Annotated in this window: 13 protein-coding genes; all 13 read right to left on the bottom strand. The window is 56.3% G+C overall.

The genetic code is table 11. The features are described from left to right. Nucleotides 1–181 precede the first annotated feature (181 nt). On the bottom strand, nucleotides 182–1,354 hold the full coding sequence (locus KF707C_RS08815; RefSeq protein ID WP_036992650.1) for a glycosyltransferase family 4 protein: 1,173 nt from the start codon (nucleotides 1,352–1,354) through the stop codon (nucleotides 182–184). Beyond that, nucleotides 1,338–2,294, bottom strand: a complete 957-nt coding sequence (locus KF707C_RS08810) for an NAD-dependent epimerase/dehydratase family protein (RefSeq protein WP_158526751.1) — start codon at nucleotides 2,292–2,294, stop codon at nucleotides 1,338–1,340. Before KF707C_RS08810 ends, KF707C_RS08815 begins: the two co-directional genes overlap by 17 nt. 100 nt (nucleotides 2,295–2,394) lie before the next feature. Further along, nucleotides 2,395–3,447 (bottom strand): EpsG family protein, encoded by a 1,053-nt coding sequence (locus tag KF707C_RS08805; RefSeq protein WP_036992652.1) that lies wholly within the window; start codon nucleotides 3,445–3,447, stop codon nucleotides 2,395–2,397. A gap of 10 nt (nucleotides 3,448–3,457) precedes the next feature. Continuing rightward, nucleotides 3,458–4,567 (bottom strand): glycosyltransferase family 2 protein, encoded by a 1,110-nt coding sequence (locus KF707C_RS08800; RefSeq protein ID WP_131679674.1) that lies wholly within the window; start codon nucleotides 4,565–4,567, stop codon nucleotides 3,458–3,460. Further along, entirely contained in the window at nucleotides 4,554–6,056 is a 1,503-nt protein-coding gene (locus KF707C_RS08795; RefSeq protein WP_003451295.1) for an oligosaccharide flippase family protein, read from the bottom strand. Before KF707C_RS08795 ends, KF707C_RS08800 begins: the two co-directional genes overlap by 14 nt. A 163-nt stretch (nucleotides 6,057–6,219) precedes the next feature. Then, nucleotides 6,220–6,453 carry an acyl carrier protein gene (locus KF707C_RS08790; protein ID WP_036992656.1) on the bottom strand — a complete coding sequence of 78 codons (234 nt, stop codon included), beginning with the start codon at nucleotides 6,451–6,453 and terminating at the stop codon, nucleotides 6,220–6,222. Nucleotides 6,454–6,468: 15 nt separating this feature from the next. After that, on the bottom strand, nucleotides 6,469–7,413 hold the full coding sequence (locus KF707C_RS08785) for a ketoacyl-ACP synthase III (protein WP_036992669.1): 945 nt from the start codon (nucleotides 7,411–7,413) through the stop codon (nucleotides 6,469–6,471). Between the two features lie 25 nt (nucleotides 7,414–7,438). Further along, nucleotides 7,439–8,011, bottom strand: a complete 573-nt coding sequence (locus KF707C_RS08780) for a hypothetical protein (protein ID WP_131679675.1) — start codon at nucleotides 8,009–8,011, stop codon at nucleotides 7,439–7,441. Between the two features lie 13 nt (nucleotides 8,012–8,024). After that, nucleotides 8,025–8,963: an LbetaH domain-containing protein gene (locus KF707C_RS08775; protein WP_036992662.1), complete on the bottom strand. Its 939-nt coding sequence runs from the start codon at nucleotides 8,961–8,963 to the stop codon at nucleotides 8,025–8,027. Between the two features lie 81 nt (nucleotides 8,964–9,044). After that, nucleotides 9,045–10,163, bottom strand: coding sequence for a DegT/DnrJ/EryC1/StrS family aminotransferase (locus KF707C_RS08770; RefSeq protein ID WP_003451307.1), 1,119 nt, complete (start codon nucleotides 10,161–10,163; stop codon nucleotides 9,045–9,047). Next, complete coding sequence (rfbA, locus tag KF707C_RS08765; RefSeq protein WP_003451309.1) at nucleotides 10,160–11,032, bottom strand: glucose-1-phosphate thymidylyltransferase RfbA; 873 nt, start codon at nucleotides 11,030–11,032, stop codon at nucleotides 10,160–10,162. The genes KF707C_RS08770 and rfbA overlap by 4 nt, the downstream gene beginning before the upstream one ends. Nucleotides 11,033–11,047: 15 nt before the next feature. Then, entirely contained in the window at nucleotides 11,048–12,112 is a 1,065-nt protein-coding gene (rfbB, locus tag KF707C_RS08760; protein WP_003451311.1) for a dTDP-glucose 4,6-dehydratase, read from the bottom strand. 768 nt (nucleotides 12,113–12,880) lie between these two features. Then, the gene (locus tag KF707C_RS08755; protein ID WP_096368011.1) at nucleotides 12,881–23,017 is read right to left on the bottom strand and encodes a peroxidase family protein; all 10,137 of its coding nucleotides are present in this window, start codon (nucleotides 23,015–23,017) and stop codon (nucleotides 12,881–12,883) included. Nucleotides 23,018–23,501 lie beyond the last annotated feature (484 nt).

Below are 23,501 nucleotides of genomic sequence, written 5' to 3'. Positions count from 1 at the left end.
AAGCAGTTAAGACCTGCTTAACCCAAGACACTCAATATCTCGACATACCCATAAAGAATAGCCCAAACCACCTAGTCGAGACTTGGTCGCACTCCTTACTACCAATACATCAAGCACGAAAACAACCCATTATTACGCAAGCAAAAAACCTATACTCCTACCACAAGGATAAGTGTTGATCTCATTGACGCCCCATCAATCTCTCATACTCCTCTAGCACCTGTCCGTTAATCACCTCCGCATCGAAGCACTTCAAGCAGCGGGAGTATGCGGATTTACCCATACCGGCCAAAAGCTCGGGACAACTTAGTAGCCGAATCATTTCACCGCAGAGGGCCTCTGAGTCGCGAGGTGGAACAAGCACGCCAGTTTCCCCATTGACTATCGCATCTGTAAGTCCATATATCGCTGTGCCCAATGTGGGAACCCCCATTGCGGCCGCTTCGATAACGACCGTACCAAAACCCTCACGGTAACTGGGCAAGCACAAGAGGTCAGCAATCGCCATGTACTTTTCTGGACAATCCGTGTAACCAACATGGTGAACCTTTGCCTGACCAGAGAGATCAGCCAAGGATAAGGAGTCAACATCATCACGCCCTTGGTCAATCGGGCCCACCAACAACAGCTCAGCGTTGACTCCTGCACCTAGCGCCCGCCTAAAGGCTTCGAGCAACTCAAATATGCCTTTATCCTTGCAGATGCGCCCCACGAAGAGAACGATCCGGCTTCCCTCGCTGATCCCAAGCTCTGCCCGCAACTCATTCTTGTCTGTCTGAGAGAATCTCGCAGGATTGAAGCGTGAAAGACTTACACCCGCGAGTGAACCAGCCCCGATAACGCTGATCTTGTTTCTCTTTATCACACCCGTGGAAACCAGAAACTCGCACTGGCTTTCGCTGTCCGCGTAGCAGTGAGTGCTTAGGCGACCGATTACCTTGTCCGAACTCCGAGCGAACCAGGCCAAGGGACCCGACAAGCCTACCCAGGGCTGTCCTGTGAATGTGTGTAGACGTATCGGGACGCGCGCAAGAAAAGAAGAAATGGCGGACAACAATCCAGCTTTTGGCGTCGTTGAATGGATGATATTGAATTTTTGCCTTCGAAAAGCCATAAACAGACGGAAAAGCGCCAGCAAGTCTTTCAACGGGTGTGGCGAGCGAGGTATTTCGATCAACTCCAACGTCAGCCTTTCACTCCAGTCAATCCTGGACAACTCTTCCCCAGGGGAAGTGATAACCACTGTCTGGGCACCACTGGCAGCAAGACGTTCAATCTGCCCCTTAAGCTGAGTCGCAACAAAATAAGGAACGGTGGAGACTCGCGCCACCCTTACATTATTCAGAGATTCCATTTCCCCTCCAGGCTGCAACCATCTGGCTTAACCCTTCATCAAGGCCAATATTATGGGAGTAACCCAACTCTTTGGAAATCCGATCGGTAGAATAACTGGCTCGAACGGTCAAGGCATTAATGCGTGACTGGGAAAGCGGAAACCTCGGCATTCCGGACATTAAGCCCGCCACTGCTCGTGCACATAGTTCAGGCACTCGAATTCGCGGCGGGCGTCTCCCCAACAAGTCACTAACACGCTCAACCATAAACTCAAGAGTACATGAATCCGACAAATTATAGACTTGGGTCTTATCGACTTTCGAATGTCCACACAGCACGAGTGCATCAACCACATTATCCACATGAATATAATTTGCCAACGAACCTGGCTTCCCTATATAAAAGAACAGGCCCCGATTGATCATCGTAATGAGTTGAAATAAGGACTGATTCCTCATTGTTGGGCCGTAGACGTTCGACGGGCGAAGAATCGAGCAGCAAAAGTCCCCATTAACGGAAGCCTTCATCACCAACTCATCTGAAACCGTCTTGGACACCTCGTAAGGCCCTACTGGCGCAGGCAGAGTCTCCTCCGTCACGATGCCGTCAGCTACAGGCCCGTAGGCACCAACACTGCTTAATTGTACCCAGCGGCCTATATTTCCAGCGGCAGCCGCAATCAGGCGGCTTGTTCCGTCAATGTGAAGTGCGTGCATGAGGGTCGGATTCCTCACCTCGCCTGCACAGTGGTAAAGGATATCAACTCCGCTAACGAACTCAGTCAGATCACAATCGTCATCAGCCAAATCACCGCAAAATGTGGTTACCTCTTCCTTGATACTTGCTCTGGACTGGACAGGCTTGCGTGAAAGGACACGAACAGTATCGCCTAGTTCCAGATGGCGTCTAACCAGCCTTTCACCAATAAACCCAGTCCCGCCGGTAATCGCGATGATCATCGCAAGCTCCATTACAGAATATTTACACACACAAACTCAGGACCAGATGACCGCGTCACATCTCGACTCCACCGAGGAGCCTGCCCTTCCGCTTAAAGAGCTACTTACTGATCAAGTAACCCCAAAAAACAAAAAATGAGAGCAGCGATGGGACTATCACAACTCCTAAGCTCAGCTTTCTGACGAGCGGCATCAACCCAATCGACAGGACAATCGAAGCAAAGAGCCAGGCCGTGAAAGCGAACCTATCTGAATAGTTGGCCCAACCAAAAAACCAGAAGGGCATCAAGATACTCAAATAGACGCCGACAGCCCAATCTATATATTCCGAGTACGAGCGCTGAAAATGACCAGCAAGTTTAGCCAGGACAGGGATCGCTATTGAGAAAGCCGCGAAATCCAACCGCACACCAGCCTTGTATTCTGCTCCTGCTGCGTACCCAGAAATACGACTATATATGTCCAACCCACTCACATTCGAAAAATAAATGACGAAAGCCTCAGTACCACCAGAAGCATAAGCAAGAAACATCAGAACCGTTGAGACCAGGACCACCCTCCGCCCCAAGAGCAAAAGGAAAAGCGACAACAAAGATAGCGCAGCTGTAAAATGAAAAGATAATGACAACAAGCTCCAGACCAATGCTCTCAGGGTACGACCATTGCGCATATCGAAAACTGCATGAAACAGAAAAAGAGCACTCAGCCCTTGCCTAATTATATTAATCTGAGAGTTCAGGAAAAATGGAGAGACCAGGAAAGCAGCCATAACAACCAAAATGAACTTCCTGGAGTCCCGCCCACTCGAATAGTACCTGGCCGCTTTACTCGAAACCCACAACACAAGAATGAAGTTCAAAAGAGATAGTGAACAAAGAAACGCCGCAGAACCCGAATCAAATAGCGCAAATAAGTAAGCAACAACCTCGAAGCCAACCTCGAACTCACCCGGCATGCACTGACAGGAAAGAACATCATTGTAAAAGGACAGATAGTTTGCGGTGTCGGTTCCAATATTCGGCGGCCTCAGCCCGACCCAGACTGCGACCAAGGAGACCTGTATGAACACAAACAAATAGAAAAAAGCGAATGGATCAAGTGGGCGGCGCCACCCTCCACCCCCAACACCATTCAGGTCGGTTGCATCGTTCATAGCCAGCCTTTTAAGCATCATTCCTTTCTGACAAGAACATCAGCCTTGAAGATAAAGCACGCGTGGCGCGAAAGATAACGATTCGGGCAAGAGCACCAACACGTGCAGCAATGCTGAATGAAAGCAGGAAAGCAAAACTCCGCTGCCCATTCCCCGCACACTCTTTCCCAACCAATTCAGCTCTAGCCCTTACATCCTCGACAGGAATATTGAGATCCAACAGCAAGTGGCAGAATCTGATGAAAATCATCTTTTCGATCTTATCCACATAACGCTTATCAATAGCCGAACCCAACTTCCTCATGGCACTCATATAGGAGTCAAAGAATTTTAACCGCATTGTAGGGTTGCTCTTCATCGTCTTTGTCCAAGAGCCACTGGACTGCGTTCGATAAAAGCACATAGCATCCGGAAGATATAGAGCTCCCGCTGGCATGGATGAAAGCACTTGAATGAAATAGTCACCAACGGGAGTCTCGTCAAACCATTCAGGGAGGCTATCAAGGCATTCCTTTCGAACAATGATCGAAGGAGTAGGCATAAAGACGCCATCGCCTAAAATCACATTTTTCGCTGGGAACACAAAGGTTTTGCTTGGGTAGGTAAGCCAATCCAACTTACTCGACGAAATCGGTCGACCGGACAGCTGCCCTCCTCCCATTAGCGCGCGATGAAAGCTTATTTTGCATTGAGAATTAGCCTTCATGCTGGAGATCTGCTTACTTAGCTTCTCCGGGCTGACCCAGAAGTCATCTCCCTCGCACAAGGCCAAATACTCCCCTACGGCATGCTTTGCAGCCAGTGGTATCACCCTTTTGCCCTTGGAGTACTGATTTTCAGTCTGAGATATCAGCCTGATTAATGTCGGGTATTCTTCGACATACTTCCTGACAATCAAATCTGTCCCGTCTGTCGAAGCATCATCATGAATAATGACCTCAAACGGAAAGTCAGTTTTCTGAATCAGGAAGCCTCGAATAGCATCCTCAATATAGTTCTTATGATTGTAGGTTGTGCATACAACGCTTACCAGTGGATTGGTGCCTTCCCAACTAGCCATAATCTCTCCCTCGGCAGGAAGAGGAGCTCCTCTGAAGTCATCAACATTAAAATCTTTCACGAAGCATGCCTTTAATTTTTCCGAAGAATGCGATAAGCACTGCACAACCAAAGGAGACCGCTGTCGATACCGCGATCAAGGTAGATCCCAAAACCCGACTCTCTGAAAATAAATCTCGCGCCAGGAAAAATGAAAGTGCCGCGCCGGCAGTGGCTGCAATTAAAGCGGGCAGCACATCTTTAAAAAACCATTTCCTGTTAATACCAGGAGCAAATACCTTATGAACGTAGGGCGTCCACAAAAGCAGCGATAAAGCGCGAAAACCTAGCCAAACATAACCCACGCCAATGGCACCGTAATTCATGGCTGCATATACGATTAGAGGTATCGACACTGCAGCCGAAACGGTGTTGTATTTGATATGCAGCCCAAGCTTTCCATGGGCATACTGCAGATAGTATTGAAATGCACCAATCGCCAACAAACCGTTACCCAGCGCAAACAAAGGCCATACGGGCTCTATCCAGCGCGCAGCATCCGAATCACCGGTCCAAATATAAATGATCTCGTAGGAAAAAAAGGACATCACCAGGGTTACTGGTGCAACGATGCACACAACAAAACGCGTGGCGGTGCGATACAGCGCAATCATCTCTTGCTCCTTGTTCTGAGACAACAAGATAGTCATGCGCGGCAAGATGGCTCTGCTTACTGGACCAGACAGCAAGAGTATCGCAGCGGAAAGGGTGGCAACCAGGCTGAAATAACCATAATCCTTAAGCGAAAGATATTTAGAAAGCAGTAATTTATCCAACTGAGTAACCAACACCCAGATCCCGCCGGTATATGCCAGACCTGCAGCAAAGGGCAGAATTCTTTTGATCTCCGCTGCAGAGAACTTGACAGCCACTCCTTCCGATCCCGGGACAAGTTTGTAGAGCTTTACCCGGATCGCAAGCACTTCGACGAGCGACACGATCACTTGATAGATGAAAAACGCCAATACACTTCCGTCGGCGAGCCAGATCACCCCCAACGCACCGGGAAAACGAAGAGTGTTAAACAGGATGTTGTACTGATTGAGCCAAACCATCTGTTCGAAACCTTCGATACCGCCACGATACAGGCAGGAAAAGCACCTGAAAGCGAGCATCACACCCATTAGCCCGATGCAGTCGCTTACAAGTTGAACATCCAGCTCCTGGATGGTCAGCCACTCTTGCGAAAGCCAGTGACGCCCGAGAAAGATGCCAATACCTGTCGCGAATGCAATGCTCAGGAAAACGACTTCAAGGCTGCGCAAGAGCGTCTTCAATTGCTGGGCGGAGCCCTCAATACCGCGTGCATTCGCCACCTCACGGGAAAGAGCCGGTGTCATGCCCATGTCGAGCAACTGCATACATGACTGCAATAGAGTAAAAAAACCGATCAGCCCATAGGCCTCGGCGCCAAGAAATCTCAGATAAAAAGGCAGAACAAGAACACCTACGAAGGCTACGTAAAACTGACCAACATAATTGAATACTATATTTTTACTTAACGAAGACATATAAGAGCTTTACACCAAAAATACGAAGACAGTTTTTCCGCCCCCTTAAAAGAAAGAGGCAAATGAATATACGCCATATTCTTTCGCCTCAAATTCAAATGCATCCAGATCTTGATATCGTATTAGCAGGTATAATCCGCAATATATCATGCCACCCGCAAGATCAGTTGGACTCCAAAAAAGCCACTATCTTGCTTGGAGTGTTCAGCTCATCGACTTTTTCATCGGAAATCACCACACCTGTCTTCTCCTGGATATCCATCATGACAAGCATGACATCCAGGGAGTCAACCCCTAGTTCACCAAGCGTGTGGTCCATCATATTAGTTTCCACTTTAAGACCCGCGACGTTCTTTTCCAGAACCTCGATGACCACTCGCCCATAGTCAACGCTCATACTGTTCTCCTAGATTTATTCGGGTTTTGTATAAATTGCAGAGGCCCATGAAAGCCCCACGCCAAATCCTGACATGAGGATAGTATTCAAACCGTCCTTGCCCAGGTGCTTTTCAAGCAAAACCGGGATCGAAGACGACACGGTGTTGCCGGTCAATTCCAGATCCACCGGTGCGCGATCAGCAATCCCATCTATTCTTTTAATCGTGTTCTCCAACATGAACTTGCTGCCCTGATGCAGCAGAAACAGGTCAATCTGCTCCTTACTCATGCCGGAAGCATCGATCAGCTCGGAAATCTGCTTTGGCACATCAGTCAGTGCAAAGTTGAATACGGCGCGGCCGTTCATGTAAAGATTTCCACTTTTTTTCGTCAGTGCCTCGGCAGCACTTCCTCGAGTGGCAAACTTCACACTTTTCGAAACGAACTTAGGCGCATCGCTGATCAGGGTAACCGTCGCTGCGTCGCCAAACAGGAGGCTAGTATTCTTATCGTTCGCATCAAGAATTCTTGAGTAAGGGTCGCAAGTGAAGAGCAACCCCTTCCGCATACCATGCATCTGCATGAAGGATGTCACCACCTGCAGGCAATAAACGTAGCCGGAGCATCCCAGACCTATATCGAAACAGGCACTGGCCTCTGGGGCGCTGATGGCGGCATGGACAAGTGCAGAGGTGTGAGGAATACCTCCCATATCAGGGGTTTGCGTACAAACGACGATGCATTCAATCTCATTGGGATCGAGAGCGGTTTTCTCTAACAGCCTTGCAAAAGCCTGTTTGCAGGCCATGGTGACCGTTTCATCTTCACCCAACCTCGGAAGCTCACGAACACCAATTTTCTCCAGGACAAAATCACTATCCGTCTCGTACTGGCTTCCCTGTGCCAAGTTATCAATCCTTGTGGAAGGTATGTAGACCGCTACATCCTGAATGCCGAGATTGAATTTCGTGTCGCTCATCGAGAATACCTGCATTGATCCTGACTTAAGAGAAAAATATTTCGCCTACCTTTTCACCCTCACTAAGAACATCGCTGCATGTCAATTTGGTGCCGACATTTCTTACAATAGAGAGCTTTACTTCACTGGACAGTTCGAGTGGGTATCTACCCACATATCGGCTGAACAGCCACTTCTTGTCCGTATCAAAATAGGCCTGGTGCAGTTTCTTACATAGTGCAACAAGTAACTCTATCTCATCTTCATGAGCCGGATTTTTCACGGAGATGCTGCATCCGTCGATCACCGAACCAGCGCAAACCCTGTCCTCGTCATATTCCACCCTGACGACTTCCCCCATACTTTCTTCCGGGGTAATGCAGAAGGTCGTTCTACTGCCATCCAGCCCGGTGACGTGGGCGACTGAGAAGTCTTCGGGCCGAACTTCCCGAACCTCCATCACACAGTCAGGATTCGGAACTATTTTCTTGAAACTAATATCTATTCTTCCCCTCGCCTGTCCCGCACTTTTCGCGGCACTTACAAAGGCATTGAAGATACTGGTCCCATGCACATATTGGCGGGACCCCTTCAAAGGAAAGCTCACTTTAATTTGCATTGGAGTTGTCCATTCATCGTTTGGGACCGGTGGTGAGCGTTGCCATCCTCTTGGCAGGATTGCCAAACACCGAAATGCCCGGCTCCACATCCTTCACTACCACGCTGCCCATGCCAATGGAGACGCCTTCACCGACTACCAGGTTGTCCCGGATACATACCCCCATACCCAAGGTAGCCTTCGGCCCTATTTGGGTATGCCCACCTACCAAGGAACCCACTGACATCCATACGCTGTCAGAGAGCGAGGCACCATGACCAATATTGCAAAGGTTGCCGATGACGACATGGTTGCCGATAGCGGTGGAGGTCAGAATCCCTTTGGGGATAACACAGCCCGCCCCCACCTCGGTATTGTCCCCGATGCGGACGCCGCAAACATGTGGGAACTTGAGGACCCGTCCATCTTTGCTCTTGTAAACGGTAATCCCGTCAATACCGATGACCGTATTTTCACGAACGACTGTATTCTTACCGATTTGCGTACCTGACTTAATGACGCAACCGGCGGAAATTACAGCCCCGTCTCCGATCGCAACATCCCCCTCAATTACCGCAGTCGGCGCGATGGTCGCTGTTTCAGAGATTCCAATCGACGCACTCATTTTTGAGGTGAAAGACCGCAGACCAATAGAATTAATCAGAATAGCCAATAAGTCGATGAAGGCAGCCCTGGCATCGTCTACAACACAATAGATATTGCGAGTTCCCTCACAAGCACTCATATTCTCAGTAAGAACGAAGCAAGACTCCAGCCTCTGCTCCATCTCATCCAAATTCATACGAGTAGCGAATACGATGCAGTTCTTGCCACCTTCCCTTGCGTCGCTTACCCCCTGAAGCTCGAGCGCGTTCCTCATCGCATTCTCGCTAACGCTCAGCCCAAGTTGCTCCTTGAGGATTCGTAAGACCTCTTCGCTGGTAACGCCTTCTTTCAGGAATGAAATTTCCATACTGTATAGTCTTCTGTGCTTTCCGGTCTGACCATAGCGTTGAAAATGCATGCGTGTCGTTTATCCGACCATGCAGACAGTTCAGTTCCCACTCTCGTCACTGATAATTTTTATGATCTTCTCCTGCTCCACCTGAGACAGAGCCGGATAAATCGGCAAACACAACACCTTCTCGGCCATTTGGTCAGCGACGGTAAGATTGTCTTTCTGGGCCGATTGCATGCCCCGGTACATGGGGAAGTCCGAAATCAGGGGATAAAAGTAGCGACGGGCAAATACGTTGTTATCTTTAAGTTTCTGGTAAAGCTCATCACGACTTAGTCGATAGTCCGCCTCAACGAGAATCGGAAAATAGGAATAGTTGGCCACGACCTCACCGGCATCCTCGACGCAGCGAATTCCTTTTACGCCCTTGAGCAACTCGCGGTAAGTCAGGTCGATTTTACGACGAGACGCAATTACTTCTTCGATGTGCTGCAACTGCAGCAGGCCAAAAGCTGCATTGATCTCGCTCATCTTGCCGTTGATACCGGGTGCAACCACGGTAATTTCATCAACGAAGCCAAAGTTCTTAAGCTGATCGATTCGCTGCTTCGTTTTTGCATCGGGGCAAACGATAGCGCCACCTTCAAATGTATTGAACACTTTGGTTGCGTGGAAGCTGAGAACGGACATATCGCCATGGCGCAACAGACTGCCACCTTCGTCCTGCACACCGAAGGCATGGGCAGCATCGTAGATCACCTTGAGATTGTAATTGTCAGCAATTCTCTGGATCTCTCGGACATTGCAAGGGTGGCCATAGCAGTGCACAGGTAGGATCGCCGTGGTCTGCGGTGTAATTGCAGCCTCTATTTTGACCGGGTCGAGGTTGAGCGTGTTCGGATCAATATCGACGAACACCGGTTTGATGCCGTTCCAGAGCAGGGAGTGAGCTGTGGCAACGAATGAATAAGGTGTCGTGATCACCTCACCGGTGATACGCAGGGCTTGCAGCGCGGTGACCAGCGCCAGTGTTCCGTTGGCAAACAGGGCGATGTGCTCTACCCCGAGATATTCGCACAGCGCTTTTTCGAGCTGCTGGTGCATCGGCCCACCATTGGTGAGCGTCTTGTTGGCCCAGATCTTTTCCAGATAGGGCACGAACTCTTCCAGTGGCGGCAGGTAAGGCTGGGTCACGAAAATCGGTCTGTCGCTCATAGCGTCTCCTTGACCAAGGAAAGCAGGTATTGGCCGTAACTGTTTTTGCTGAAGACCTTACCAATTTGCTGCAACTCAACAGGAGTTAGCCATCCGTTGTTGAACGCAATTTCTTCCAGACAAGCGATTTTGTAACCCTGGCGCTTTTCGACTGTTTCAACGAAGTGGGCGGCTTCCAGCAAACTTTCATGAGTGCCGGTATCCAACCAGGCGAAGCCACGACCCAGCAGTTCGACATGAAGGCTGCCACGCTCCAGGTAGGCACGATTGACACAGGTGATTTCAAGCTCGCCACGATCCGACGGCCTGACCTGCTTAGCGATATCCACCACTTCGTTGTCGTAAAAATACAGCCCGGTTACCGCGAATTGGGACTTGGGCTGTTCAGGCTTCTCCTCGATGGAGATCGCACGCTTATGCTCATCAAAAGCAACTACCCCGAAACGCTCCGGGTCTTTGACCTGATAGCCAAAGACAGTGGCACCGTTCGTCCGGTTGGCCGCCGCACGCAGCATCGGAGTAAAGCCCTGACCGTAGAAAATGTTGTCACCCAGCACCAGGCAAACGGAATCGGAGCCGATGAACTCTTCGCCGATGATGAATGCTTGTGCCAGGCCATCCGGGGAAGCCTGGACTGCATAGCTAAGCCGGACTCCGAATTTACTGCCGTTCCCTAGAAGACGCTCGAAGCTGGCCTTATCTTCAGGGGTGGTGATAACCAGAATGTCCCGAATCCCCGCGAGCATTAGCACGGAGAGGGGGTAATAGATCATTGGCTTGTCGTAGATGGGAAGTAGCTGCTTGGACACGCCCATGGTGATCGGATAAAGCCGAGTGCCGGATCCACCAGCGAGGATTATGCCTTTCATGCTTTCTCTCTCAAGTTATTGCCCTGCACCCAAGCGCTCGCGCTGATAGGAGCCATCCTGCACCCGCTGCCACCACTCCCGGTTACTCATGTACCATTCGACCGTCTTGCGGATGCCGCTCTCGAAACTTTCTTCTGGCGTCCAGCCTAGATCACGTTGGATCTTGCTGGCGTCAATGGCATAGCGCTGATCGTGGCCGGGACGATCCTGCACATAGGTGATCAGGTCCTCGTATCGGCTCACACCGGCTGGTTTGTTTGGCGCCAATTCTTCCAGCAGCGCACAGAGGGTGCGGACCACCTCGAGATTCTGCTTCTCGTTGTGCCCTCCGATATTATAGGTTTCCCCTATTTTTCCTTCGGTAACAACTTTGTACAGAGCTCTTGCATGATCCTCTACATAGAGCCAATCGCGCACCTGGTTACCCTTGCCGTAGACCGGCAATAGCTTGCCCTCCAGTGCATTCAGAATCATCAGCGGAATAAGTTTTTCCGGAAAATGATACGGACCGTAGTTGTTTGAGCAATTAGTTATCAGCGTCGGCAAGCCATAGGTGCGATGCCAAGCGCGTACCAAGTGGTCGGAACTGGCTTTACTGGCGGAGTACGGCGAACTGGGAGCGTACGGCGTAGTTTCGAGAAAAAGCTCATCTGGATTCTCGAGATCACCATAAACTTCATCAGTAGAAATATGGTGAAAGCGAAATGCTTCGTGCCGGGAAGGAGTCAAACCTTTCCAGTATTTCCGGACAACTTCCAACAGCGTATAGGTGCCAACGATATTGGTTTCGATGAAGGCTGCCGGACTGTCGATAGAGCGATCGACGTGGCTTTCTGCGGCTAGATGCATCACGGCATCCGGCTGATGCTCGTGAAATACTCGCTCGACTTCACACCGATCGCAAATATCAACCTGTTCAAAAGCATATCGCTCACTGGAAGAGACCTCGGCCAGCGACTCCAGATTGCCAGCATACGTTAGTTTATCCAGGTTAACGACAGAGCTTTCGGTATTATTTATAATATGGCGAATTACGGCCGAACCAATAAAGCCGGCGCCGCCGGTGACCAAAATTTTCATGCGCGACTTTTCTTTATTAGCATCTATCTATTATTGACAGGATCGTATCTTTAACTGACAGTCACGTTCGTACAGCTTTTTGAAATCTGTCTAGATTGCTGTCCATCGATCAATTTCTGCCTCTCCTTGACACCTTCAAGCACAGTCCGCAATTCAGACGACGGCTCGTGCAACTACGTAACAAAACTCACCACTTCTATCCAATCCGGCTTAACCGAATAACGACCAGTACTGCTGATGCTGGCCGGATAGCATGGCTCCCTTCGGATTGACATAGCACCTTGTGCCCAAAAGCCTGTCAGGGCCGCTGTTTTGGCCAGGTACCCTACCACGTGCGGGTGGTCAATATGACTGTCGACAGTGACCAGTTGTTCAAACCCAAGGGGCAGGATATTACACGCTTTAGAGCTGCCCGGTCCCTACAGGGTCGCAGAATTCGACAAGCCTGCAGAAGCGGCCGACCTGCGGAAAACCGGGATGATGCGTAGTCGAGTATCCACCCTGGTACCGGCGTGTCATGAGTTCCTGGTCTCTCCATTTGCTCAGTTTTCGTAGCCAAGTGACGATCGCCAGCAGTTCCCGGACACCGATGGTGCGACGAGCAGCGCACTACGAGCCGATAAACAGGCGGAGGCGATCAGGAACCTGCTCAGTTCTACGCAACGACCGAGTGAAGATGGGTAGCTGTTCCGCAAATGAATGCGGTGTGGAACGACTGTTCGCCCCACACCGCAATAGCTCATGCCTTGTCGCGTTCGGCTGGCCTCCTCACCCCGCCACGATGAAGTCCGCCTGAGTCACGGTCGTCGCGTCGGCAACACCCACCAGGCGGATCGTGCCCCCGCCGACCGTCACCAGGGTGTCAGCGCCAACATCGGCGATACTCACACTGGCGGCAAAGTTCGCGGCGGTAACACCGAGTCCTCCGATGTGGAGGAGGTCCTGCCCTCCAGCCGGGTTGGCGTCGAAGTCCATGACCCGGTCATTGCCGAAGCCGGCACCGAACATGAAGATATCGACCCCAGTGCCACCCGTAAGGGCATCAGCCCCTTGGCCACCGACTAGCACGTCGTTGCCTGCACCACCATTGAGGGTATCGTTACCATTGCCGCCAAAGATGGTGTTGGCCGATCCGTTGCCATTGCCGGTGAATGAGCCCGCGCCGATGTAGGCGAGGTGCTCGATGCCGGCACCCAGGGTGTAGCTCGACAGCGTCGTCCGTACCAGATCCAGACCTTCGCCGGCCAGGTCAGTCACCACGTCCGCGACATTGTCGACGTAGTAGAAGTCATTGCCTGTGCCGCCGAACATCATGTCAATGCCCGCTCCACCGACAAGCAGGTTGCTTCCTTCGTTACCCCTCAGCACATCGTTGCCTGCACCACCATTGAGCAGGTCATCACCGGAACCGCTGATGATGGTGTTATCCAACGCATTGCCAATGCCCGTGAACGAGCCCGATCCGGTGTACACGAGGTGCTCGACGTTGGCACCGAGGGTGTAGCTCGACAGCGTGGTCCGCACCATGTCCTGACCTTCGCCGGACGACTCGGTCACCCCGTCCGCGGCATTGTCGACGTAGTAGAAGTCATTGCCAGCGCCACCAAACATCATGTCGATGCCCGTTCCGCCGACAAGCAAATCGCTGCCCGCGTTGCCCCTCAGCACATCATTGCCTGCACCACCACTGAGGGTGTCATTGCCACCATTGCCGATCATGGTGTTGGCCAACCCGTTGCCGGTACCGATGAACGACCCCGCGCCGGTGTAGACCAGGTGCTCGACATTGGTACCCAGCGTGTAGCTCGACAGCGTGGTCCGCACCATGTCCTGACCTTCGCCAGTCAACTCCGTTACCGTATCCGCGGCATTGTCGACGTAGTAGAAGTCATTGCCTGCGCCGCCAAGCATCGTATCGATGCCTGCTCCGCCGACAAGCAAGTCACTGCCCACCCCACCGATCAGAACATCGTCACCCGCCAAACCATTCAGGGTGTCATTACCGCCACCGCCCTGAATCTCATCGGCTCCAGCCGTGCCATTAAGCACATCATCCCCCGCAGTGCCGAGCATGAGCGCCCCCGCCACCACCGACGTCGCCGCCGAAGTCACCGTCTCCAACGCGCCGAGGCCGTCGGTGTAGGTGACGACAACACGCAGTTGCTGGCCGATATGCGCCAGGGTCGGCGTGAAGTTCGCCTGGGTCGCACCCACGATGTTGTTAAAGGTATTGCCGCTGCCGGCTTGCCATTGGAACGCAAGCACCGGGTTGGCCGGGCCGTCCGGATCGGTGAAGGCCCGGGTGGCGGTCAACTGCTGTCCAGCCAGCGGTGTCGTGTCGCTGATCAGCATGGTTCCGACCGGTGCGTCTTGGGCCGAGACGGTCGACACCGGTGCGGTAACCGCCGAGTAGACCGTCTCCAGCACACCGTTGGCGTCCTTGTAGACCGCCTTCAGGCGCATGGCCAGGCCTGCCTGGGCCGCAGTGACCAGGAAGCTCTGCCCCGTGGCCCGGGCCAGTTCGGCGCCGGCGTTCTCGATGATGATGTCCTCGAACACGCCGTCACCGCGCACGTCGGCCTGCCAGTAGTAGGACACCGGCCCGGTGATGGTGCCGCCGGCATTGTCGGCGTCGGTCACCCCGGCAATGGAGGCCGCCAGGAGAGAGCCCACTTCCGGGGTGGCATCGCTGATGGATGCCAGGCCTGCCGGCCCGTTGTTCAGGCCTGCTACCAGCGTTTCGCTGACATCGTTGAACAGCAGCCGCTCGATACCACTCAGGCGGTCGCTGCCATCGCGCCCTTCGACGCTGTCGGTCACGGTCCAGGTGCCGTCCAGGTTGTTGGTGACGGTGTAGTCGGCACGTACGCCGGAGAACTCGGCGGTGTCGTAGTTGAATGAGCCATCGCCGGCCACCAGTTCACGGGTGATCACCAGTTGGCCGGGGTTATAGCGGCCGGTGAGCATGTCGTGAACCAGCTCGGTCATGCTGAGGGCGGTGTCGATCACCGGTCCGGTGCCGTCGGCGTTCTGGTGCACGGCGATGTAGACGGTCATGGAGCGATCGCCGTCGATCAGGTCATCGCCACCCCGGCCGGCGATGATGTCGCTGCCGGAGCCGCCGAGGATGATGTTACCGGCCCCGAAGGAGGTGACGCCCGCCCCCAGGAACTCCTGCAACCCGGCGATCAGGCCGATGTTGGTGAGGATGCTGCCGTTCACCCCGGAGGTGGAAATGGCCGCCGCATCGCGGTCGTCACCCTTGAGGATGTCGCTGTGGCTCGACCCCGAGAGGCCTTCCATGAACTCGAAGCGGGTCAGCAAGGACGCGGTGGACGGAGTCACCGGGGTCTCGTCGAAGGCCCGCAGGTCGAACTCGATGTTGACCCCCTGGGTATCGTCGCGGAACACCGCCCAGTCGAAGCCGGAGCCGCCGACATAGCGGTCACCCTCGCCGCCGTTGCCGAGCATGATGTCGTCACCGCCCTCGCCGTCCATGCGGTCGATGATGCCGCGCTCGCCGATGTACACATCGTTGCCGGGCACGTTGTCCAGGCCGAACTCGTTGAAGTTGTCACCGGCGTTGCCGTCGGGTCCGCCCAGTTCCAGCCAGTCGTCGCCCTCGTTGCCGAACTGCGCCTCGTTGGCGCGGGTGCCGAGGATGAAGTCGTTGCCCACACCGCCGAAGATCTCGGTGGAGTCCTCACCGGACACGATGAAGTCGTTGCCGAAGCCACCGAGGATCAGGTTGATGCCATTGCCGCCATGGATGACGTCGTTGCCGCCGTCGCCCTGGATGTTATCGTCGCCGCCACGGTCGGTGATGATGTCGTCGCCGTCGCCGGCGCGGATCAGGTCGTTGCCGTCACCACCCTCGATGCGGTCGTTGCCCGCGTCGCCCCAGATGGTGTCGTCACCGATGCTGGCGATCATGACGTCATCGCCATTGGTGCCACCCAGCACCACGTGCTCGTCGCCGGTGTAGCGCAGGTAGTTGGTGTTGGCCTCGTTGTAGAACGGGGTGGCGGCATTGTCGGTGTTCACAGGGTTGTCACGGATCACCCAGGGCAGCAAGGCACTGCCGCCTTCCGGATCGGCGCGACCATCGACACCGAGCCCGGTGAACTGCTGGGTCTGGTCCACCTCCAGGATGAATCCGGGCGCCGAGAAGATATCCCCCGGCAGGTGCTTGGCGTTGGTGGCGTTCATCACCATCTTGGCGAACGAGTTGTTCTCCAGTTCGGTGAGGAAGTTCATGCTCGCCGTGCGCTCCAGGTAATAGAAGCGGTCGCCGTCCTGGAGTTTCTCCAGCTGGTTTTCGAACACGAAGTTGAAGGACGAGCCCAGCAAACCGCCGAAGGGCATCTGCTTCTCGGCCAGGCCGCCAATCCAGAAGTCCACCAGGTTCAGGCCAGTCTCCACGCCGGCCCAGGTGCCATTGCCGTTGAGGAACTCCAGCCGGTCAGCCGGCGCGCCATCGCCGCCGAACACCAGGGCGAAGGCCGCAGCACGCTTGTCCGCCGTGGTGGTCGCCGTTTCGATGCTGTCGTGGGTCCCGTAGGCCGCGATGAAGTTGACGATGGAGGTCTGGTGCTTCAGGTGCGTGGCGAAGTCGACCCAACTGGTGTAGGGGCGCAGCTGGCTGTCACCTGTGGCGTTGTAGAACTCCTGCCGTGCGAGGTTGAGCGAAGGCACGCCAGCTTCCCGTCCCCGTGCCAGGTTGATGGTCGCCAGGTCCAGGGGCAGGCCCAGCAGGTTGTTGCGCAGCGCCTCGGTGACGAACTCGTCGATCTCGTTGCCGGTCTGGCGGGTCATGCCCCGGACGATATTGCCTGCAGCCTCCTGCGCACTCAGGGCACCGTCGTTGTTGAAGGCGACCGGGTTCAGGAAGGCATCGATCAGGTCCATGCTGCCGGCATCGGTGTAGTCCGTACCGAGTCGATCCACGGTTTCAGTCAGCATCGAGTGACCGAAGCGATACACCACGTGGGCGAACTCGGCGACGATGGCCGGGTTGATCTGGGTGTCGTACACCTGGGTGGCGTTGAAGAACACATCCACCTGCGGCTGCACCTTGCGGGCGAACTCCTCGAACACCAGGTGCTGGTACTGCATCTCGGTGCTGAAGCGGGCAGCCTGGAACAGCCGCTCGCCATTCCAGCTGCCATCCGGCAGTTGCCATTGGGCGACGAAGGCCGCGTCGTTGCTGGCCAGCACCACCTCCTTGATGTACTCCACCATGCGGTTGTGCTCGAAGTGGAACACATGGTGCACCGAGGTCAGGCCGATGTTCTCGTTGCCACGGCCATCGCCGGTGATGAAGTGGCGGTCGAGCAGCTCGTTGTCGAAGAAGCCGGCCAGCGGCGCGTTCCCGGTGTCGGTATCGGCATCCGCCGTCATCAATGCGCCAGTCTGGCTATTGAACGGATTGGCCGCATGGGCGATGTCATCCAGGAAGGCATGACCGGTGAACAGGGCATTCCCCGGAATGGCCACACCCAGCCCGCCATTGGCCGCCGGATTACCCTCCAGGAAGGTGCCATCGTCCAGCACGATCTGGGCGAAGCCGTTGGGTCCCGGGATGAACTTGCCATAGAGGTCGGTAGCCAGCAGCGGGACGTTGGCGATATTGGCATCCGTCAGCTGAATGCCCAGCATCTGTGCAGCCTGGGCCTTGACCTCCGCCCAGGTCGGCAACCCACCTGCTCCGTCCAGCATATGGCCGGTCGCCACCGGGTCACCGTTGGCGTTCAGCTCGTACTCCCGCAGGAACACCTGGTGCGACGCGTGGGAGGTGTAGGTCTGGTTCTGGTCGACGAAGGGCGTGGTCTGGTTGTTGTGCAGGTGCACATCGTCCGCGGTGCCCAGCTGACCATCCACACCGGCATTGACCAGGATATTGTCGGCCCGGGTCAGGATCATGAAGTTGGAGGTGCCGCCCTCGACATAGAGCGGATCGTCCGGCTGCAGCGGGATGAAGACGAAGCCGTTGTTGCCCTTGTTCACCAGGTCCAGGCCATGGTCGAAGAACTGGCCGAACAGGGTGAACCAGGAGTTGAAGCCGGCGGACAGCCCTTCGTCCGGCGCGGTGTTGGGGATGAACAGCGGCTGGCCGGCGGGAATCGGCACGCCGTTCAGGTCCAGCAGCACGCCATTCGGGTCCAGGGTACCGAGCCCGGCATCCACATAGGCCTGCACCGCCGCCGGGTTGGTGATGGTCTGGTCCACCACCAGGTTGGAGATGATGCGCGGATCGGCGTCCACCACATTGCCGGCCACCGGTCCGGTGGTGGCGTAGTTATTGTTGGTGAGCAACCCGCCAGGAACATCCGGCCCATTCATGTCGAATGTATCGTCGCCTTCATTGCGGAAGTTCTGGTCCAGCAAGAGCGGGAAGGGCTGGTCGGCTGCGCCGAAGTTTTCCTGGCCCGACACCAGGTTGTTGAAGGAGCCATCCACGGTACGCAGGCCGAAGGCGCCACGGGAGTTGGGCAGGATATCCATCAGGTTCTCACCGGCGGCATGGCGCTCGGCGACAATGATCTGGTCCAGGATGAACTGCAGGTCGCTGCGGATCAGGTGCACGCCGGGGCTGGCGACGAAGCTCTCCTGCGGGGCTGCCGTCGGCGGGGCCACCACCACGGCGCCATCGACCGGTGCGGTCGCGGCGGAGAAGACATTCTCCAGCACGCCGTTGGCGTCCTTGTAGACCGCCCGCACCCGCAGGGCCAGGCCATCCAGGTCGGCGGTCACGCGGAAGGTGTCGCGCTGGGCGGTTGCCGGCCGCTCGCCGGCCTCGGTGACGATGTCCGTGAAAATGCCGGACCCCGCCACGGTCTCCCGCTGCCAGAAGTAGCCGATCGGGCTGGAGATCGCGCCAGTGGGGTTATCCACCGAGACATTGTCGGCGTCGGTCACACCCAGCGCCGAAGCGCGCAGCACATCGCCATTCACCGGCGTGGTGTTATCGATGTCCAGTTGCCCCACGGGGTCGGCGTTAAGGGCGACGAAATCACCGGTCAGGAAGGCTCCATCATTGAACTGCAGCCGCTCGATGCCCGTCAGGCGATCCACCCCATCGGCACCGATGACGGGATTACCGTCAAGGTCCACGGCCAGGTGGGTCACGGTGATCACATCGTCGCTGAAGTCCAGCGTAGTGCCGTTGTTGTCGATATCGATCTGGTAGTCGGCGAAGTTGCCCGAGAATACCGCCGTGTCGAATCCGGGCTCGGCGGCCTGGACGATCTCGCGAACGATCACCAGTTGCCCGGGATTGATGGCGCCCGAGAGCATGTCGGGGATCAGCGCGCCGATGCTGTCGACGCGGCGGATCTCAGTCAGTGGGTCATTGGGATCGGTACGGACACTGACATAGGCGTTCAGCGCCAGGTCGCCATCGATCAGGTCATCCCCGCCACGCCCCTCGATGATGTCGCTGCCGGCACCGCCGAGGATGATATTGCCGCCACTGAAGGAGGTCACACCGGCGCCGAGGAACTCCTGCAGCCCGGCGATCAGGGCGATGCCTTCGGCGGTCAGGGCGCTGCCCAGCGGGCCGTTCTCGGCGATCTCGGCGGCGTCGGCATTGTCGCCCCGGAGGATGTCACTGTGCTGCGAGCCGGACAGGCCCTCGACGAAGGCGAAGCGGTCGAAGATCCCTGCGTTGGAAGCCGGCACCGGCGGCTCGAAGAAGTCGTCGACAATCATGTCGGTCAGCACGCCGAAGGGGTCGAACTTGTAGCTCACCCAGTCGAAGCCGGAGCCGCCGTCGAAGTGGTCGGCCCCTTCGGAGCCGAAGAAGATGTCGTCACCGCCTTCGCCGACCATCTCGTCGAAGCCGCCACCGCCGACGAAGACGTCGTTGCCGGCCACTTCATCCAGGGCGAAGGGCGAGAAGTTATCGCCGGGGGCGCCGTCCTGAGTGCCGATCTCGATCCAGTCGTCGCCTTCGTTACCGGCGGTCTGCAGGTTGCCCTTGGCGCCGTAGATGAAGTCGTTGCCGGTGCCACCGAAGGTCTCCGACACGTCCTCACCGGTGATGATGAAGTCGTTGCCGTGACCGCCGAGGATCAGGTTGAAGCCGTTACCACCGTGGATGACGTCGTTGCCGTCGTCGCCCTGGATGTTATCGTCGCCGCCCATGTCGGTGATGATGTCGTCACCGGCACCGCCGCGCAGCTGGTCGACGCCATCGCCGCCTTCCATGCGGTCGTTGCCGGCGTCGCCCCAGAGGGTGTCGTCACCGATGCTGGCGATCATGATGTCATCGCCGTCGGTGCCGCCCAGCACCACATGGTCGCCGCCGGTGTAGCGCAGGTAGTTGGTGTCAGGGCCGTCGGTCGCCGGATTGTCGCGAATCACCAGCGGGATCAGCGGGTCATCATGGGTCGGGTCGTCCCGACCGGTCACGCCCAGCCCGGTGAACTGCCGGTCCGGATCCACCTCGAGGATCCAGGTCGGGGTCGAGAAGATATCCGCCGGCAGGCGATCCACATCGGTGTTACGCATCACCATCTTGGCGAAGGAGTTGTTCTCCATCTCGGTGAGGAAGTTCAGGCCCGAGAGGCGCGCCAGGTAATAGAAGCGGTCGCCGTTCTGCAGGGCTTCCAACTGGGTCTCGAAGACGAAGTTGAAGGTGGAACCCAGCAGGCCGCCGAAAGGCATTTGTTTCTCGGCCAGGCCACCGATCCAGAAGTCCACCAGGTCCAGGCCGGTGGTGGTCACGCCGTTGGCGTCACTGGCCCAGGCACCGGTGCTGTGCAGGAAGTCCAGGCGATCCTCGGGCGAGCCCTCACCGCCCAGCACAATGGCCATGGCGGCGGCGCGCTTGGCTTCGACCGAGGTGACGCCGGTGATGGTGTCGTGAGTGCCATAGGCGGCGATGAAGTTGATCAGGGACGCCTCATGCTTCAGGCCACCCATGAAATCCGCCCAACTGGTGTAGGCGGCCAACTGGCTGTCGCCGGTGGCCTCGAAGAACTCCCGGCGCGCGGCGTTCAGTGACGGAATCCCGGCGTCACGGCCACGGGCGATGTTGATGGTGGCCAGGTCCAGGGGCAGGCCCAGGAGGTTGTTGCGCAGTGCCTCGGTGACGAACTCGTCGATCTCATTGCCGGTCTGGCGGGTCACGCCCCGGACGATGGCGCCGGCTGCCGCGTCTGCAGTACCACCGCTTTCGGCGAAGGCCAGGGGGTTGAGGAAGGCGGCGATCAGGCCGATCTCGCTGTTGACGAAGTTCGTATCCAGGCGGTCGATGGTCTCGGTCAGCATGGAGTGGCCGAAGCGGTACACCACGTGGGCGAACTCGGCGACGATGGACGGATCGATGGTAGCGTCGAAACCGGTGGGAATCAGGAACTCATCGATGTTCGGTTGGACCTTGCGGGCGAACTCCTCGAACACCAGGTGCTGGTACTGCATCTCGGTGCCGAACTTGGCGGCCTGGAACAGGCGCTCGCCATTCCACACCAGGGCGGAGGTATCGGCGGGAATCGCCCCGACCGGCTCCAGCAGCCACTGGTTGAGGAAGTCCACATCCCCGGATTCGACGATCACCTGTTTGGTGTGATCCACCAGGCGGTTGTGCTCGGAGTGGAACACATGGTGCACGGCGGTCAGGCCGATGTTCTCGTTCACCCGGCCATCGCCGGCGATGTAGTGGGCGTCCAGCAGTTCGTTGTCGTAGGTGGCGGCACTGCCATCGTCGGTGCCGGCGACCGTGTCGGCGTCAGGGGTCAGCAGCGCCCCTGTCTGGCTATTGAAGGGGTTGGCGCTGTGGGCGATATCGTCCAGGAAGGCATGGCCGGTGCGCACGGCGTTGGCCAGGCTGATGCCCTCGCCGCCATTGGCGGTCGGGTCGCCTTCCATCAGGAAGGTCCCGCCGTTGCCATCGCTCATCACCACCTGCGGATAGCCATTGGGGCCCTTGATGAAGTTGCCGTAAGGGTCCGTGGCCAGCAGCGGGATATTGCCCACATCGGCATCGGTCAGGTTGATGCCGAGAATGTCGCGCGCCTGGGCCTTGACGGTGGCCCAGGTGGCCATGCCGCCCAGGTCCGAGTCGTCCCCCGTACCGAAGGTGCCGTCGTCACCGAGATCGCGATTGGTGATCAGCTTGCCGGTGGTCACCGGGCCATCGGCGGTGGCGACGTAGGCGCGCAGGAACACCTGGTGGGACGGGTGCGAGCTGTAGGTCTGGTTCTGGTCGACGAAGGGCGAGGTGGTGTTGGTGTGCTCATGGATATCGTCGGCAGTGCCCAGCACACCATCCGGCCCCGGCTGGTTGGTGGCGCGAGTCAGCACCAGGAAGTTGGTGGGGCTTCCCGGCACGAATAGCGGGTCATCCGGCATCAGCGGAATGAAGACGGTGCCACTTCCCCCTTTGGTGACCAGGTCCAGGCCGTGGTCGAAGAACTGCCCGAAGAAGGTGAACCAGGAGTTGAAGGGTGCGGAGAGCCCCTCGTCTGGTGTGGTGTTGGGAATCAGGAAGACTTCCTGGTCGTCGGGCGTGCCGAAGATGCCATCGAGACCGGGGCTCAGCACCGGGGCGGCGCCGCCATTGGCTTCCACCGCCGCCGGGTTACTGTCGGTCTGGTCGACGATCAGGTTGCTGATGATCCGCGGTTGCGAATCGATCACCAGGCCAGAGGTCTGGGTATAGGTCGTGCCCCCCTCCGCCACCCGGAACGCCGGGTCGAGCATGCGCGGGAACAGGTTGTCCGCCGCGCCGAATTCGGTCTGGCCGAACTGCAGGTTGTTGAAGGAGCCGTCAACGGTACGCAGGCCCCAGGGCACCTGGGTATTGGCCAGCAGGGATGACAGGTCTTCACCTGCCGCGTGGGCTTCAGCGATGAAGATCTGCTGAAGAATGAACTCGAGGTCAGACTTGATGAAGTTGGCCATGGTGGTGTCCTCTATCCGACAGCAAATGTTCAGGCCGAATCACGCCCACGCGGGTGCGATTCCACGTTTCGTCAGGGGAAGATCGAACAAGCCGGGCAAATCGCAGTCGCGGCCGAACCCGCCAAGCCTTGGTAGTGGCTCAGTTCCGACTGAAGTGATTTGTCCTGGTCAGCGCCGCAAGCGCAGGCGGCGCCGGAATTCAGGAGAACGGCGGGCCGTGGGTGGCGGCGGGATTGGAGGCACGGGGCGAGGGGGCGTTCGGCCCCTTGCACGGCTTGGCAATGATGCTCATTCTGGTGTTCTCCCTAGCACTCTCTTATCGAGGCAGCAGCCTCGTCCCTCAACGCGGCTGCGTGCCAAAAAACAGTCATGCTTTTGCACACCCTGACTAAAGCCCTGGCCCCACATACTGTCAATAAAACGCCGCAACATGTTTCCAAATGTAAAAGATGTATAAGCATTTGATTTTTATAGTAATTGCTAG

Origin of the sequence: Pseudomonas furukawaii, assembly GCF_002355475.1 — a bacterium.
In the GTDB taxonomy this organism is placed as follows: domain Bacteria; phylum Pseudomonadota; class Gammaproteobacteria; order Pseudomonadales; family Pseudomonadaceae; genus Metapseudomonas; species Metapseudomonas furukawaii.
The sequence above is the reverse complement of the archived record's forward strand: the minus strand, read 5'-3'. Positions and strand labels throughout refer to the sequence as shown.